Annotated in this window: 17 protein-coding genes and 3 tRNA genes; 10 read left to right on the top strand and 10 right to left on the bottom strand. The window is 71.8% G+C overall.

The genetic code is table 11. The features are described 5' to 3' along the window. Positions 1-18 precede the first annotated feature (18 nt). The 3 genes from AC5L3X_RS31130 to AC5L3X_RS31120 are packed head-to-tail and all read right to left on the bottom strand — an operon-like array spanning position 19 to position 2743. Positions 19-849 (bottom strand): aminotransferase class IV, encoded by an 831-nt coding sequence (locus tag AC5L3X_RS31130; protein WP_189127957.1) that lies wholly within the window; start codon positions 847-849, stop codon positions 19-21. Beyond that, entirely contained in the window at positions 849-1859 is a 1011-nt protein-coding gene (locus AC5L3X_RS31125) for a chorismate-binding protein (protein ID WP_494861732.1), read from the bottom strand. The genes AC5L3X_RS31130 and AC5L3X_RS31125 overlap by 1 nt, the downstream gene beginning before the upstream one ends. Next, the gene (locus tag AC5L3X_RS31120; protein WP_494861730.1) at positions 1826-2743 is read right to left on the bottom strand and encodes a LysR family transcriptional regulator; all 918 of its coding nucleotides are present in this window, start codon (positions 2741-2743) and stop codon (positions 1826-1828) included. The genes AC5L3X_RS31125 and AC5L3X_RS31120 overlap by 34 nt, the downstream gene beginning before the upstream one ends. Positions 2744-2801: 58 nt before the next feature. Between AC5L3X_RS31120 and AC5L3X_RS31115 the strand changes: the two genes are divergently transcribed. Then, complete coding sequence (locus tag AC5L3X_RS31115; protein ID WP_494861728.1) at positions 2802-3956, top strand: Rid family hydrolase; 1155 nt, start codon at positions 2802-2804, stop codon at positions 3954-3956. 35 nt (positions 3957-3991) lie between these two features. Here AC5L3X_RS31115 and hutH read toward each other — a convergent pair whose 3' ends face one another. Continuing rightward, positions 3992-5542 carry a histidine ammonia-lyase gene (hutH, locus tag AC5L3X_RS31110; RefSeq protein WP_494861726.1) on the bottom strand — a complete coding sequence of 517 codons (1551 nt, stop codon included), beginning with the start codon at positions 5540-5542 and terminating at the stop codon, positions 3992-3994. A gap of 15 nt (positions 5543-5557) precedes the next feature. Continuing rightward, positions 5558-6271, bottom strand: a complete 714-nt coding sequence (locus tag AC5L3X_RS31105) for an ArsR/SmtB family transcription factor (protein ID WP_494861724.1) — start codon at positions 6269-6271, stop codon at positions 5558-5560. Between the two features lie 117 nt (positions 6272-6388). Here AC5L3X_RS31105 and AC5L3X_RS31100 point away from each other — a divergent pair, with 117 nt between their 5' ends. Then, a complete protein-coding gene (locus AC5L3X_RS31100; protein ID WP_494861763.1) occupies positions 6389-7186 on the top strand; it encodes an ArsR/SmtB family transcription factor in 798 nt (265 codons plus the stop codon). 41 nt (positions 7187-7227) lie between these two features. Here AC5L3X_RS31100 and AC5L3X_RS31095 read toward each other — a convergent pair whose 3' ends face one another. Then, complete coding sequence (locus AC5L3X_RS31095) at positions 7228-7755, bottom strand: pyridoxamine 5'-phosphate oxidase family protein (RefSeq protein ID WP_358487884.1); 528 nt, start codon at positions 7753-7755, stop codon at positions 7228-7230. A 279-nt stretch (positions 7756-8034) separates the two neighbouring features. On the opposite strand from AC5L3X_RS31095, the gene AC5L3X_RS31090 reads away from it, so the two are divergent. The 8 genes from AC5L3X_RS31090 to AC5L3X_RS31055 all read left to right on the top strand — a co-directional run bounded on the left by AC5L3X_RS31090 (position 8035) and on the right by AC5L3X_RS31055 (position 11424). Continuing rightward, entirely contained in the window at positions 8035-8775 is a 741-nt protein-coding gene (locus AC5L3X_RS31090) for an SDR family oxidoreductase (protein ID WP_494861722.1), read from the top strand. A 63-nt stretch (positions 8776-8838) separates the two neighbouring features. Then, a complete protein-coding gene (locus AC5L3X_RS31085; protein WP_189127965.1) occupies positions 8839-9309 on the top strand; it encodes a hypothetical protein in 471 nt (156 codons plus the stop codon). A 32-nt stretch (positions 9310-9341) separates the two neighbouring features. Continuing rightward, a tRNA-Gly gene (locus AC5L3X_RS31080) sits at positions 9342-9413 on the top strand. Between the two features lie 15 nt (positions 9414-9428). Next, positions 9429-9502, top strand: a tRNA-Cys gene (locus AC5L3X_RS31075). A gap of 1 nt (position 9503) precedes the next feature. Beyond that, positions 9504-9578: transfer RNA gene (locus AC5L3X_RS31070), tRNA-Val, on the top strand. Between the two features lie 136 nt (positions 9579-9714). Next, positions 9715-10293 carry a hypothetical protein gene (locus AC5L3X_RS31065; protein WP_494861720.1) on the top strand — a complete coding sequence of 193 codons (579 nt, stop codon included), beginning with the start codon at positions 9715-9717 and terminating at the stop codon, positions 10291-10293. Between the two features lie 88 nt (positions 10294-10381). Continuing rightward, entirely contained in the window at positions 10382-10786 is a 405-nt protein-coding gene (locus AC5L3X_RS31060) for a hypothetical protein (protein WP_494861718.1), read from the top strand. Between the two features lie 86 nt (positions 10787-10872). After that, positions 10873-11424 carry an RNA 2'-phosphotransferase gene (locus tag AC5L3X_RS31055; protein ID WP_494861716.1) on the top strand — a complete coding sequence of 184 codons (552 nt, stop codon included), beginning with the start codon at positions 10873-10875 and terminating at the stop codon, positions 11422-11424. 69 nt (positions 11425-11493) lie between these two features. Here the strand turns inward: AC5L3X_RS31055 and AC5L3X_RS31050 are convergent, their stop codons facing one another. From AC5L3X_RS31050 to AC5L3X_RS31035, 4 genes are read right to left on the bottom strand one after another with little or no spacing between them, the layout of a single operon-like run. Next, positions 11494-11871 carry a carboxymuconolactone decarboxylase family protein gene (locus AC5L3X_RS31050; protein ID WP_494861714.1) on the bottom strand — a complete coding sequence of 126 codons (378 nt, stop codon included), beginning with the start codon at positions 11869-11871 and terminating at the stop codon, positions 11494-11496. A 28-nt stretch (positions 11872-11899) separates the two neighbouring features. After that, the gene (locus tag AC5L3X_RS31045) at positions 11900-12766 is read right to left on the bottom strand and encodes an NAD(P)-dependent oxidoreductase (protein ID WP_494861713.1); all 867 of its coding nucleotides are present in this window, start codon (positions 12764-12766) and stop codon (positions 11900-11902) included. Further along, positions 12763-13500: an SDR family oxidoreductase gene (locus AC5L3X_RS31040; protein WP_494861712.1), complete on the bottom strand. Its 738-nt coding sequence runs from the start codon at positions 13498-13500 to the stop codon at positions 12763-12765. The genes AC5L3X_RS31045 and AC5L3X_RS31040 overlap by 4 nt, the downstream gene beginning before the upstream one ends. Further along, positions 13497-14951 carry an aldehyde dehydrogenase gene (locus AC5L3X_RS31035; protein ID WP_494861711.1) on the bottom strand — a complete coding sequence of 485 codons (1455 nt, stop codon included), beginning with the start codon at positions 14949-14951 and terminating at the stop codon, positions 13497-13499. Before AC5L3X_RS31035 ends, AC5L3X_RS31040 begins: the two co-directional genes overlap by 4 nt. Positions 14952-14992 lie beyond the last annotated feature (41 nt).

Raw genomic sequence — 14992 nt, 5'->3', positions numbered from 1 at the left:
GAGTGCTGCCACGCTATCTCAGGGGTTGAGGTCGGCGGCGGCGCGTTCGGCGAAGATCCGCATCGCCTTGGCGGTGATCGGGCCGGGCGCGATCGGCAGCTCGGTCTCGTCGACCAGCCTGATCGGCTGGACGTCGCGGGTGGTGGAGGTGAGGAACGCCTCCTCGGCGGTGTAGAGCTCGGCCAGGGGCACGTCGACCTCCTCGCCGCCGCACCATTCGAGCACCAGGGCCCTGGTCACGCCGGCCAGGCAGCCGGACGCGAGCGTCGGCGTGAGCAGCCGCCCGCCGCGGACGACGAAGATGTTGGAGCCGGTGCCCTCGCAGAGGTCGCCCGCCAGGTTGCCGAAGATCGCCTCACCGCCGCCTCGCGCCTTGGCGTGGGCCAGCGCCTTGGCGTTGTCGCCGTAGGAGGTGCTCTTGACGCCGGACAGCGCGCCGCGCTCGTTGCGCGGCCATGGGACCACGGTGACGGCGGCCGCGGCGGGGAACGGCTTCTGTTCGTCGACGATCACCACGGAGGTGGTGCCCTGGTCGCCCCGGTCGGAGCCGAGCGGGCCCGGGCCGCTGGTGTAGGTGATGCGGATGCGGCCGAGCGGCCAGTCGGGCGCGGCGGCCAGGCACTGGTCGATGCCGTCGGCGATGGCCTCGACGTCGGGCTCGGGCAGGTCCATGCGCTGGGCCGACAGCTTGAGCCGGTCGAGATGCCGGGTGAGCGCGAACGACCGGCCGTGAACGATCTTCACGGTCTCGAACACGCCGTCACCGACCATCAGTCCGTGATCGAACACCGAGACCGTGGCCCGCGAGGGGTCGATCAGGTCCCCGTTGACCCAGACAGGGATAGTCATCAAGTGCCTCCTGAGGATGCCAATGAGATGAGCCTGGACGCTTTCAGCTCGGTCTCCAGCCATTCACGCGCGGGATCGCTGCCCCACGTGATGCCCGCGCCCGTGCCGAACCGGATCTCGCTCGCGGAGATCCAGAACGTGCGGATGCCCACGGCCAGCGCCGCCCGGCGACGGTCGGCGTCGACCCAGCCCACCGCACCACAGTACGGCCCCCGGGGCTCGGCTTCGAGCCGGTTGATGATGCGCGACGCGGATGACCTGGGCGCGCCGGTGACCGAGCCGGGCGGGAACGTGGCCGCGAACAGCTCAGGCCAGCCCACTCCCGGCGCCGGCTTCGCGCGCACCGTCGAGACGAGGTGGACCAGGCCCGGATGCTCCTCCACCACGCACAGCTCCGGCACCTCGACGGAGCCGACGGCCGCGACCCTGCCCAGGTCGTTGCGGACCAGGTCGACGATCATGACGTTCTCGGCGTAGTCCTTGTCCAGCAGGTCGGCCGCGGTGACGCCGGTGCCCTTGATCGGCCTGGACTCGACCACGTCGCCGTCGCGTGACAGGTAGAGCTCGGGCGAGGCCGACACCACGCTGAGCCCCGGCACCTGGATCACGGCGGAGTAGGGGGCCGGGTTGCCGGTGGCCAGGCGGGCGGCGAGCGCCAGCGGGTCGGCGTCGCCGGGGACGGGCGCGGTCAGCACGCGGCACAGGTTGGCCTGGTAGACCTCGCCTCGCTCGATCTCGTCGCGGATGGCCTGAACGCCGCGCTCGTAGGCGGCCCGGTCGAGCGAGCTGCGCCACTGCTCTGGGCGGGGGCCCTGCCAGGGCCGCCGGGGCGCGGGCAGCGGCGCGGGACGTACGCGATCGAAGCGGGCGCAGGTCGCCTTGCCCTCGAAGTCGACCACGACAGCCCACCAGCCCTCGCCGTCGAGGGCGGCGAGGTCGGTCGTGACGTCGCGCAGGCCCGTGGCGAGAAGACCGGCTACGTGGGCGAAACCATCGTGCACGTCTCCCATTCTCCCAGCAACCGGACGAACTCCAGCGCCGCCGGAAGCGGGGTCCGGGGCAGGGCCGCGTAGACCCGGCGGGCGGGCGCCTGTCCCCACAGTGGCCGCAGCACCAGGTCGGCGGGCACGGCCCGCGCCGCCAGCTCGGGGACCAGTGTCACCCCGAGCCCGGCGGCGACGAACCCGAACTTGCCCGTCCACTCGGCCACCCGCAGCCCGCTGCGCGGCGTGAACCCGGCGGCGGCGCACGCGGTCAGCAGGAGGGTCGGCTGCCCGCCCGGCGCGGCCTCGATCCAGGTCTCTTGGGCCAGGTCGCGCAGGTCGACGGTGTCGTCACCGGCCAGCCGGTGCGTACGCGGCAGCGCGACCAGGAGCCGGTCGTCGCGCAGCGGCACGATCTCGCCGCCCTCGACGGGCAGGCCCGACGGGTAGTCGCTGATCACCGCGACGTCGAGGGCGCCCGCGTCCAGCCGGTCCATCAGCCGCCCGGTCAGCCCTTCGACCAGCCGCAGCTCGACGCCCGGATGCGTTTCGGCGAAGCGCCGCAGCGCGCCCGGCACCAGATCGACGTTGGCCGTAGCGAACGCGCCGATCCGCAGGGTGCCACCGTTGCCGCCGTGGATGGCGGCCAGCTCCTCTCCCGCGCGTTCGAGCCGGTCGAGGACGGCCACGGCATGCCGGTGCAGCGACACCCCGGCGGGTGTCAGGCGTACGCCTCGGGCCAGGCGCTCGAAGAGCGGACCTCCGGCGGCGCGCTCCAGCGCGGCGATGCGCCGGGAGACCGCCGACTGGGTGTAGCCGAGCAGCTCGGCGGCGGCGGTGAACGATCCGCTCCTGGCGACCTCGTCGAAGAGGCGGAGCGCGCTGGCGTCAAAGGCATGCGTGTTCATCATGGCTGGCATGCAATCTAGTCGTTGGTGGAATACTTCGCATCCCTGTTCAATGAGCCACGTGATTGCATTTCTTGGACAGGGACGCATGGGCGTCCCCATGGCCCGGCGGCTCCACGAGGCCGGGCACGAGGTGACGGTGTGGCGGCGTGGCACGGGGGTCTCCGCCGCCGAGGCGGTGGACGGGGCCGAGCTGGTGATCACCATGCTGCGCGATCCGGCCGCGGTGCGCGAGGTGCTGGCGGCGGCGCGGCCGGGGCTGCGGCCGGGGGCGACGGTGGTGGAGATGTCGACGATCGGCCCCGAGGCGGTGCGCGAGCTGCGCGAGCTGCTGCCCGCCGAGGTCGGGCTGGTCGACGCGCCGGTGCTGGGCAGTGTCGGGCCTGCCGCCCACGGCACCCTGACCGTGCTGGCCGGAGGCGACCTGACGGAGTGCCGGAAGGTGCTGTCGGTGTTCGGAACGGTACGCGAGACGGGTCCGCTCGGGTCGGGCGCGGCACTGAAGCTCGCTGTCATGAGCGCGCTCGTCCCGGCCCAGGTGCTGCTCGCGGAGACCTTCGCGTACGGCGAGGCCCACGGCGTGTCCCCTGAGGCGCTGGCGGACGTGCTCTCGGGCACCCCGCTGGGCGGCCTGGCGGACCGGCTGCGGGCTCCCGCGGCGGAGACCCGCTACGCGCTCGGCCTGGCGGCCAAGGACCTCGCGCTCGCCGCGTGGGACGGCGCGTCGCTGGCCACGGCCGCCAGGAAGCGGCTGCGGGAGGCCGAGACGGCCGGGCTGGGCGACCGCGACCTGACGGCGATCGCCCGCCACGTCATGGACCGGCCCGCGCGCCGGACCGTGCCGCTCAACCCGGCGACCGTGCCCGCGACCAACGGCGCCTACTCCCACGCCGTGCGGGTCGGCGACATGCTCTACGTCGCCGGGCAGGCCGCCATCGGCGAGCGGGGGGAGGTGGTCGGCGAGGGCGACATGGCCGCCCAGTCGGAGCACATCTTCCAGAACCTCTCGCGGATCCTCGCCGACCAGGGGGCGACCTTCGAGGACATCGCCTTCGTCCGGACGTACATCACGGACATGGACCGGCTGATGGAGTACGGCGCGGTGCGCCGGAGGTATCTCACCGGCACTCCCCCGGCCAGCACCACCGTGGAGGTGTCCCGGCTGTTCCGGCCGGGACTGCTGCTGGAGGTGGACCTGATCGTGGCCCTGCGCTGACCCCCCCGGGACGGGCGAACGGGGCCGGCGGCGGGTCAGGCGAGCGGGCCGGTGACCGACTCGGCCGCCGCGACCACCGAGCCGTCCGCGACCAGACGGACGGCCGACTCGATCTCCGGGGCGAGGAACCGGTCGGGTCCCGGGCCGGGGACCGCCTCACGCAGCGCCCTCACCACCGCCGCCGTCGCCGGGGCGGCCCGCAGCGGGGCGCGCAGGTCGAGCGCCCGGGCGGCGGTGAGCACCTCGACGGCCAGCACGCGGGTCAGCCCGTCGACCGATCTGCGCAGTTTGCGGGCCGCCGACCAGCCCATCGACACGTGGTCCTCCTGCATCGCCGAGCTGGGGATCGAGTCGACGCTGGCCGGCACGGCCAGCCGCTTCATCTCGGAGACGATGGCCGCCTGGGTGTACTGGGCGATCATGTGGCCGGAGTCGACTCCGGGGTCGTCGGCCAGGAAGGCGGGGAGCCCGTGGTTGCGGGCCACGTCGAGGAAGCGGTCGGTGCGGCGCTCGGACATCGAGGCGATGTCGGCGGCCACGATCGCGAGGAAGTCCAGCACGTACGCGAGGGGAGCGCCGTGGAAGTTGCCGTTGGACTCGACGCGGCCGTCGGCGAGCACCGCCGGGTTGTCGACGGCGCTGGCGAGCTCCCAGCGGGCGACGTTCGCGGCGTGCGCGATCGTGTCGCGGGCGGCGCCGGCCACCTGGGGCGCGCAGCGCAGGGAGTAGGCGTCCTGGACGCGGGTGCACGCCTCGGGGTCGCGATGGCTCTCCATCACGCCGGAGTTTTGCAGAATTTTCACCATATTGGCGGCCGACAGGGCCTGGCCCGGCTGCGGCCTGAGCGCCTGCAGCTCAGGGGCGAACACGCGGTCGGTGCCGAGCAGGGCCTCAACGCTCATCGCGGCGCTGACGTCGGCGGTCCGGATGAGCCCGGTCAGATCGTCGATGGCCAGGATGAGCATGCCCAGCATGCCGTCCGTGCCGTTGATCAGCGCCAGGCCCTCCTTGGCGGCCAGCTCGACGGGCTCGATCCCGGCCTGTTTGAGCGCCTCGGCCGCCGAGGTGAGCTCTCCGGAGGCGTCGCGGACGACGCCCTCACCCATCAGGGCGAGCGCCGCGTGCGCCAGTGGCGCCAGGTCACCGGAGCAGCCCAGGCTCCCGTACTCGTGGACGACCGGCGTGATCCCCGCGCTGATCAGCGCGGCCAGGGTCTTGGCGGTGACCGGCCGGATGCCGGTGTGGCCGGTCGCGAGCGTGTGCAGGCGCAGCAGCATGAGCGCGCGGATCACCTCGGTCTCGACCTCCGGCCCGTTGCCGGCCGCGTGCGAGCGCACCAGTGAGCGCTGCAACTGGGCGCGCAGCGCCGGGTCGATGTGCCGGGTGGCGAGCGCGCCGAACCCGGTGGAGATGCCGTAGGCGGGCGTCTCGCTCTCGGCCAGCTCGTCGACCCGCTGGCGCGCCGCCGAGACCGCCGCGATGGCGTCGTCGGTCAGCCGCACGGCGGCGCCGTGGCGGGCCACCCGGATGACGTCGTCGAAGGTGAGGGGGTCCGGACCGACGTTCACGACCTCGTTGTCGCCCATGAGCTTCACTCCTGCTTAGGTAACTGGCGTATGCGATGTTAGCTCCTTACCGGAGAACAACTCCGCCAGCCCTCCCCTGCCCGCGTCCGTTAGAACCACCGCTCTCGGCACCGTCCCCCTGACGTACCAGCCGCGTTCGAGGAACACGCTGGTCAGCGCGGCGCCGAGGGCTCCGCCGAGATGGGCGCGGCGCTCGGTCCAGTCGAGGCATTCGGGCGCGAAGCGCCGTCTGGCCGCGCGGGCCGCCGCCACGTCCACGCCGATCGCGGACAGCGACCGCTCCCCCTCGGGGGTCAACTCACCGTCCCGCCAGTGGCCGCCCTCCCTGAGCCGGTCGAGCAGCAGCACGCCGGCTCGCCCGGCCAGGTGGTCGTAGCAGGTGCGGGCCTCCTCCAGCAGCCGCGCCTGCCGCGACTGGCGCAGGGACCGTACGGGAGGCCGGGCGCTCATCCGGGCCAGCACCTCCAGCACCTCGGCGACCTCGTGCCCGGCCAGCCGGTAGTAGCGATGGCGGCCCTGCCGTACGACGTCCACGAGCCGTCCGTCGAGCAGGCGGGACAGGTGGGCGCTGGCGGTGGCGGCGCTGACGCCGGCGAGCCTGGCGAGCTCACCGGCGGCGAGCGCCCGGCCGCCGAGCAGGGCGGTCAGGATGGCGGCCCTGGTGGGGTCGGCGATGAGCGCCGCCACCGGGGCGATGTCGGCGTCGCGTGCGACGTGCTCCACTCCCATGCTCCGACGCTAGCCCACGGACGCTTCGCCACGTGTCTAAGCATTTCTTGACACGCAACCAAAAGGTTGCTTATATATCGACATGCATCCGTACGGTTGCCTGAGGCGGTGAGAGACATGGACGCGGTGTTCAAGGCCCTGGCCGACGCCAGCCGTCGAGAGCTGCTCGACAGCCTCAACCGGCGCAACGGCCAGACCCTGCGCGAGCTGTGCGCGGGGCTGGACATGACCCGGCAGGCCGTGACCAAGCACCTGTCCGTGCTGGAGGCGGCCGGGCTGGTGGCGACGGCCAGGCGCGGCAGGGAGAAGCTCCACTACCTCAACTCCGCGCCCATCAACGAGATCGCCGAGCGATGGATCGACCGCTACGACCGCGAACGGGCGCGCGCGCTCGCGGACCCGAAACACGCACTGGAGGGCACGGGCATGTCCGAGACCACGTTCGTCTACGTCACCTACATCAAGACCACCCCCGACCGGCTGTGGGAGGCGCTGACCACCCCGGCCTTCATCAGCCGCTACTTCGACGACTCGGGCCCGCGCTCCGAGTGGACGCCGGGCGCCCCGATCGCCTGGAAGGCCGACACGGGCCGCGAGTTCAGGGACTGGGGCCAGCGGGTGCTGGAGGCCGAGCCCGGCAAGCGCCTCTCCTACACCTGGCACAACTACGAGCAGGAGTTGGCCGACATGTTCGGCTGGAGCGACGAGAAGCTCGCCGAGCTCAGGAAGGAGCCGATCTCGACGGTCACCTTCGAGATCGAGCCGGCCGGTGAGGGCACGGTCAAGCTGACCGTGACCCACGACGGCTTCGCACCGGGCAGCGAGATGCTGAAGGGCGTCAGCCAGGGCTGGCCGGCCATCCTGTCCAACCTCAAGACTCTGCTGGAGTCGGACCAGACCCTGGCCTTCGGCTAGAGGAACGGATCAGTTGGGCCCGCGGGGCCCGGTGCTGGTGGTCAGGACTGGGACGCCGCAGTGAGCTTTGCGAGATCAGGGGCGTAGACAGTCATCCAGTGCGGATGCAGCCGGTAGTAGACCACCTCGTCGTCCCAGTCGAAGGCGTCATCGCCATAGAAGTCCTTGAAGTAGGCGAGCAGGTCTGGCCAGTCTGGGGCCGGCTCGCCGCCCTGAGGGTTGAGGATCTCCACCGTGCCGTGCGTGAACACGCCGAGGTCCTCCCCGCGCATGTGCGCGACGCTGGCGGCGGGGCGAGCGGCGAGGTGGCGGGCCTTGGCGGCGCTGCGCGCCGTGCCGAAGTACCACTTTCCGTGCAGGAAGTGTCCGTCCACACCGCTGATCCGCGGCTCGCCCTTCGCCGTCACGGTGGACAGGGCAAGAGTGCACATCCCGGTCAGAATCTGGGTGAGTTGCTCCGCGGTCAGGGTTCTCTCGGTGACGATCGAGCGGAGGTGCGAGGTGGAGCGGGAGAGGGAGGCGTCGAGGAGGGCTTGGAGCTCTCTGAGCTCTTCTGGCGTGTCACGCATGTAGATCCTTATCTATCCGTAGGCCCGGCCAGGTCCCTCAATGTTCGCAACCTGACCAGACCTGCCGGGAAGACGATCTGCGGCTACGGCGGAGTATGGCGGACAGACAATTCTCCCGGACAGCGACTGAATGGTCGATGTTCTTCATCGACGCTGAGAACGATCGCCGCCGCTCGTTCCGGATCAAGATCGTTCGTCCTCCGTTCGACGTCACCACCTGCGGGGGATTCCAGGCGCTAGGCTCCCTGGGCGACAGGGCGATCGAGCGGAGGTCTTCCGATGGCAGCAGACGGTGTGGCGCTCGTGACCGGCGCGTCCCGTGGCCTGGGCGCCGTGATCGCGCGGCGACTGGCGGCCGATGGGTGGGCCGTGGCGGTCAATTACCACTCCGACGTCGAGGGCGCCCAGCGGGTGGTCGCGGACATCCGTGAGGCCGGCGGCACCGCCGAGGCGTTCGGCGCCGACGTCACCGACGAGACCGCGGCGGCCGAGCTGGTCGCGCGGGTCGCCGCACGGCTCGGGCCGGTGAAGGCGCTGGTGCTCAACGCGACCGGCCCGCAACCGGCCATCGCGGTCGAGGACGTCAGCTGGGAGGACCACCTCGACCAGCTGCGTTTCTTCGTCAAGAGCCCTACCTTGCTGGTTCAGGCCGCCCTGCCCGGGATGAAGGCACTCGGCGGCGGCCGGGTGATCCAGATCGGCTCCGACATCGTCGACCGGCTCGTGCCCGGCATGTCGGCCTACGTCGCGGCCAAGGCGGCGCAGTTCGGGCTCACCCGGTCGTGGTCGCGCGAGCTCGGCCCGCACGGCATCACCGTCAACCTCGTCGCCCCGGGCTGGATCCCCGTCGAACGGCACGCCGGCGCCGCCCAGGACGAGCTCGACGTCTACCGGTCCGAGGTGCCGCTGCGCCGGATGGGCACCCCGGACGACATCGCCGCCACCGTCTCGTTCGTCGCCTCCGACGCGGCCGCCTTCATCACCGGCGAACGCATCACCGTCAACGGCGGCCACAGCTAGAACGCCTGACCGCACCGCCATGCTTCGACGCTCGCCCGAACGTTTCGGGGCCACCATCGGCACATGACAGACAATCCCGCACACCTCATCACCGAAGCCATCGACCGCTGCCTCGCGCTCGCCGCCACCTGGCCGGCCTGGGACGGCAGGCCGATCATGACCGACGGGGCCAACGTGTGGACCCCGTCGAAGGCGGCCCGTCGCGTCCAGGACCACCTGGTCGACCACCTGGCCGAGGTGGAGGCGCTGCTCGCCGGCGCCGTCCCGCAGCCCGACGCCTGGCACGGCCGGATGGTGACGCTGGAGTCCGACTGGGCCCGCTTCACCGAGCTCGACCTCGACGAGGCCCGCTCCCGCTGGACCCGGCTCGGCCAGGCGTACCTGAACCGCTACGCGACGGCGCCCGACGCGTGGGACGTGCCCCGCGATCCCAACTGGACCCTGCGCCAGATCGCCGAGCACGTCGCCGGGATCACCTGGTACGCCGAACAGGTCGGCGAACTCCGGTTTGGGGACTCGGCCAGGATTCGCTAGAGTTCTCTCGTCACCACAATCTCGGTGGCGACGCGGAAGTGGCTCAGTGGTAGAGCATCACCTTGCCAAGGTGAGGGTCGCGGGTTCGAATCCCGTCTTCCGCTCGGAGCTTCCGGCACGGTGGAGTGGCCGAGAGGCGAGGCAGCGGCCTGCAAAGCCGTCTACACGGGTTCAAATCCCGTCTCCACCTCCAAGGACGATTAGCTCAGCGGGAGAGCGCTTCCCTGACACGGAAGAGGTCACTGGTTCAATCCCAGTATCGTCCACCATGGTGTCTCACCAGGACCTTTGGCCGCAGAGCGCCAGGGCTGGTGAGGCAACGCGGTTTCCCCTGTAGCGCCATACCGCTTCCGCGTGCTGTGTCATGGGGCCCGCGCTGTAAAGCGGCGGGCGCTAGGGTTACGCGTGATCACTAAGCCTCCCGGATGGCTGTACCTCACCCTCGTCTCCGTCATGGCCTGCCTCATTCTGTACTGGGCCAGCGTTCCCCACTGGTACGTCATCGAGATGTTCCTGGTCGCCTTCTTCGCGGGGTTTCCCTTACTGATCATCTGGACGGTCCGCTACACCACGGCCGTCAACGACGGCAGCGCGTACGGCCGATCAGGGCGCTGGATGGCGCCCTGGTTCGTCATCCTCGGCGTCGTGGTGGCACTCGTGTGGGACGCGCCCTTCTGGCTCCGGTTCACGATCTCGAAACCGAGCATGGAAGCCTTCGCCCGGACGGTGACGGCCGAGGCACCGCGAGACTTCTCCTGCCGCTGGGTCGGGTTGTACCGGATCTGCGATGACTTTCCCTACTCCGGAGTGAGGAATCCCGAATACGTCCCTGGCAGCGCCTGCCTCATCGGCGAAGAATGGGCCATTCACAGCAACACGAACTTCGTCCTGCTCCCCACAGGCGAGCCGGAGGAGATGGGAGACGACACCTACCGGCATCTCACCGGACACTGGTACGGCTGGCATGGTTGGGACCAATGGTGATAGGCAGCGCCTTGGGTGACCCGGCTCCGCGCTCGCGGCCGCCTGTGAGCCCGTAGCATTCGGCTTTCCGAACGAGGAAGGGGCGCGGATGAGCGTGCAGCTGGGCGTGTGGCCGCGGGACGTGCCACTCACCCTGGAAGCGCTGGCCCAGGACCTGGCCGCGGGTGCGACGCCGAGCGACGAGCTGGTCCTCGGATTCGGCCCGGACCTGGAGATGATCGAGACGCCGGAGGCCGGCGCGCCCCCCGAGGAGCCACATCCGGCGACGGCGGCGTTCTACGCCGACCTGACCGCCCGCTTTCCCGACCTGGCCGAGGACAACTACCTCGACTCCCCCTGGTCGGAACCGCTGACGGTCGGCAGGCACACGGTGTTGATGAGCGTCGTCTTCTCTCGCTCGGGAGAGGTCTGCCGCCTGGTCAACGATCTGGCCATCGAGCACGAGCTGCACTGCTTCGCCCCCCGTGACCTGCCGCCCCGCCCTAACGGCTAGAAACCGTGCGGCGACCGGAAACCCGCTTGGCCGCCCTGTTCGGGAGGCGCGAGACTACCTGAACGACGTCCGGGAGGTAAGCGGCCGTGATCGACGAGCAGCGGGTGGTGCGGGTCTCGAAGTACCTGGCCAAGCACCTCCGGCACCAGCCCGAGCGGATCGGGATCACCCTCGACCCGCACGGCTGGGTAGAGGTGGACGTGCTGCTGGAGGCCGCCGCGGCGCATGGCTTCCCGATCTCCCGCGCGGAGCTGGAGCAGGCCGTCGCCGACAACGACAAGCGCCGGTACGCGGTCGAGGGCGGGCGGATCCGGGCCAGCCAGGGCCATTCGGTGCGCGTCGACCTCGATCTGCCGGTGGTGGAGCCGCCGCCGGTGCTGTTCCACGGCACCGTGGCCCGGAACATGGCCTCGATCATGGCCGAGGGGCTGCGGCCGATGCGCCGCCACCACGTGCACCTGTCCCCCGACCGGGAGACCGCGACCCGGGTGGGCGCGCGGCGTGGCAAACCCGTCGTGCTCGTCGTCGACGCCGGGGCGATGCACGTCTCGGGACACCGGTTCCGGCGCAGCTCCAACGGAGTCTGGCTGGTCGACCACGTCCCGCCCGCCTTCCTCCATGCGATGGAAGACGGGTGACGGGCGGATGCGGCTCAGGGACGGCCGGGAGACCCGTGATCGGGCCGCCCGGCCACTTCGCGGCCGGGTCTAGGGGGAATCCCGTGGCCTGCCGCGCTCGTGCTTGGCGATCAGGGTGTCGATCTGGACGCTGAGCCGCGCGCCGAGCGGCCAGCCGACGTAGTGGGTGAGGAAGATGGCGATCTCGCGGAGCTCGTCCGGGGTCAGCTCGCCGTTGCCCAGCGCGGCCGGGAGCTGGATGTCGAGGACGTCGTTGAGGCCACGGCCGGCCAGCACGCCGATGAGGAGCAGGCGGCGGTCGCGCAGGGACAGGCCGGGCCGGGTCCAGATGTCGGCGAAGAGGTGGTCGGCGGTGATGCCGAAGAAGTCGCCGGGGGCGTCGTCGAGCTCCCAGCCGTAGACCTGGCGCATCATGTCCAGCCCGCGCCGCCGCCGTTCGTCGGTCATCTCCGGCCGCCTTCCCGTCCCAGATCGGTCATCTCCGGCCGCCTTCTCGTCCCGGATCGGTCGTCTCCGGCTGCTCCAGGCCCAGGCCGGTGGCGAGGCGGGCGCGGGCGAGCGTGGCGAGCGGGGTGTCGACGCCCAGCTCGGCCGCGAGCTCCAGGGCGAGGTCGAGGTCCTTGTGGCCGAGGGCGAGGACGTTGCGCATGATCTCGTACAGCGGGTCGCCGGGGTCGAGGAGCGCGGTGGTGGGGCGGAGCATGATCGCGCCGGGGCCGCCCGTGACGGCGTCGGAGTGCCTGACCACCCGGCCGAGCTTGCGCAGTGAGACGCCGGCGGCCTCGGCCAGCCGCTGCGCCTCGGCGGCGGCGGCGAAGGAGGCGAAGTGCAGTAGGTTGCGGGCCAGCTTGGCGCGGGTGCCCGCGCCGACGGGGCCCATGTGCAGGACCAGGCCGGCCCAGGCGGCGAAGGGCCGCTCGCAGCGGGCGAAGGCGGCGTCGGTGCCGCCCGCCATGACGGCCAACGTGCCTTCCTGGGCGCCCATGAAGCCGCCGCTGACGGGCGCGTCGACGATCTCGATCCCGTACGGCAGCGCCAGCCTGGCGAGGTCGGCGGCGGTGCCGGCCCGGATCGTGGAGTGGATCGCGACGACCGTGCCGGGGGCGGCGGCGGGCAGCAGCCCGGTGACGACCTCGCGGACCTGGTCGTCGTCACGCACCATGACGGAGACGTGCGTGCTGGCGGCGGCCACCTCGGCCGGGCTCGCCGCCGCGCGGGCGCCCGCCTCGACGAGCGGCGCCATGGCCTCCGCACGGGTGTCGTGGACGGTGAGGCCGAGGCCGGCCAGGTGGCGGGCCATGGGGGCGCCCATCTGGCCGAGGCCGACGAAGCCGTAGGTCATGACCGGAACACCTCGCCGCCGTCGACGTTGAAGATCTGCCCGGTGATCCAGGCGGCCTCGTCCGAGAGCAGGAACAGGCACATGCCGGCCAGGTCGTCCGGGGTGCCCACGCGCTTGAGCGCCAGCTTGTCGCGGACGATCCGGTCGACCATGCCGGCGGGCACGACCATCCGGTTGGCCTCGGTGTCGATGGGGCCGGGGGCGATGGCGTTGACCCTGATGCCCAGGCCGCCGAGCTCGTGCGCGAGCTGCTGGGTCAGCGCGTTGACCCCCGCCTTGGCCAGGCCGTAGAAGCCGGAGTACTGCCAGGCGGCGGTGGAGGACTGGTTGACGATCGCCCCTCCCCCGCGCTCGGCCATGTGGGCGTGCACGGCGCGGGCACACAGGAGCGCGCCGTCCAGGTTCACCGCCATGAAGCTCTTGTAGTAGTCCCAGTCGACGGTGAACAGGAAGTCGAGCCGCATGGTGCCGAAGACGGCGGCGTTGTTGACCAGGTAGTCGATGCCGCCGAAGCGCTCGGCGGCGGCGTCGGCCATGGCGGCGACGGAGCCGGGGTCGGACACGTCGGTGCGCACGTACAGGCCCTTGATCTCGTCGGCGACGGCGGCGCCGCCCTCGCTGAGGTCGGCGACCACGACGGCGGCGCCTTCGGCGGCGAGCGCCCGCGCGTACGCCCTGCCGATGCCCTGCGCGGCGCCGGTGACGATGGCCACCTTGCCGTCGAACCGGTTCATCGGACCCCCTCCGCGATCGCCTTGGTCTCCAGGTACTCCTCGAAGCCGGCCACGCCCATCTCCCTGCCGACACCCGACTGCTTGTAGCCGCCGAACGGCATGTCGGCGGAGTACCAGACACCGCCGTTGACGCTGACGGTGCCGGTGCGCAGCCGGCGGGCGACGGCGCGGGCCCGTTCGGGGCTGCCGTGGACGGCGCCGGACAGGCCGTAGGGCGAGTCGTTGGCCAGGCGGACGGCGTCGTCGTCGCCGTCGTGCGGCAGGATCACCAGCACGGGGCCGAAGATCTCCTCGGTGGCCGTGCGGGAGCCGGGGGCGAGCCCCGCGACCAGGGTCGGCTCGATCCAGAAGCCGCGGTCCCTGCCCTCGGGCCGGCCGCCGCCGGTGACGAACTCGCCGCCCTCCTCGGCGGCGAGCTTCAGGTACGCCTCGACGCGGTCGCGCTGGCGGGCGGAGATGACCGGCCCGCAGACGGTGCGCTCGTCGCGCGGGTCTCCGGTGCCCAGCTTGCGCATGGTGGCGGCGGTGAGATCGGCGGCTTCGGCGTACCTGTCGCGCGGGACGAGCAGGCGGGTGGTGATGGCGCAGCCCTGACCGGCGTGGGTGACGGCGGCGAAGGCGGCGTAGCCGCAGGCGGCAGCGAGGTCGGCGTCGTCGAGCACGACGAACGCGGACTTGCCGCCGAGCTCCAGGAAGACCTTCTTGACGGTGCCGGCGGCGGCGCTCATCACCGTGCGCCCGGTCGCGGTCGAGCCGGTGAAGGAGAGGAGGTCGACGCGCGAATCGGCGCAGAGCCGGGCGCCGAGGGCGTGGTCGGCGCCGGTGACGATGTTGACGACGCCCGGCGGGAGATCGGTCTCCTCGCGGATGAGCAGGCCGAGCGCGGCGGCGCACCAGGGTGTGTCGGGTGCCGCCTTGAGGACGAGCGTGCAGCCCGCGGCGAGCGCCGGGCCGAGTTTGGCCAGGTTGAGCTGGTGGGGGAAGTTCCACGGGGTGATGGCGGCGACGACGCCCGCGGGCTCGCGGACGACGCGGCGCTCGCTGGTCACGCCCATGGGCGCGGCCCGGCCGAGGTCGTGCTCCCAGAGGTAGTCCTCGGCGAGGTCGGCGACCCAGGCCAGGTCGGCGACGGGCGCGTCGAGCTGCGCGCCGTGGGTCAGGAAGCGGGGGGCGCCCGCCTCGGCGATGGTGAGCTCGCGCAGCTCCTCGGCGTGGCGGGTGAGCGCGTCGTGCAGCTGGCGCAGGCAGCGCACCCGGAAGGCGGGGTCGGTGGCCCAGGGGGTGGAGTCGAAGGCGTGGCGGGCGGCGGCGATCGCGTGGTCCAGGTCGGCGGGGGCGGCGTCGGTGGCCTCTCCCAGGGTGTCGCCGGTCGCCGGGTCGAGGGTGCCGAACCGGCGGGGGCCGTAGACGAGCTCCCCGCCGATCAGGAGGGGCGAGAGGTCGCCAAACAAGCGACCGGTTGTTCTGGACACCTGTCCAGACTACAGTTGCC

This window comes from Nonomuraea sp. CX421 (assembly GCF_059358955.1).
This window is presented reverse-complemented; position numbering and strand designations above follow the sequence as displayed.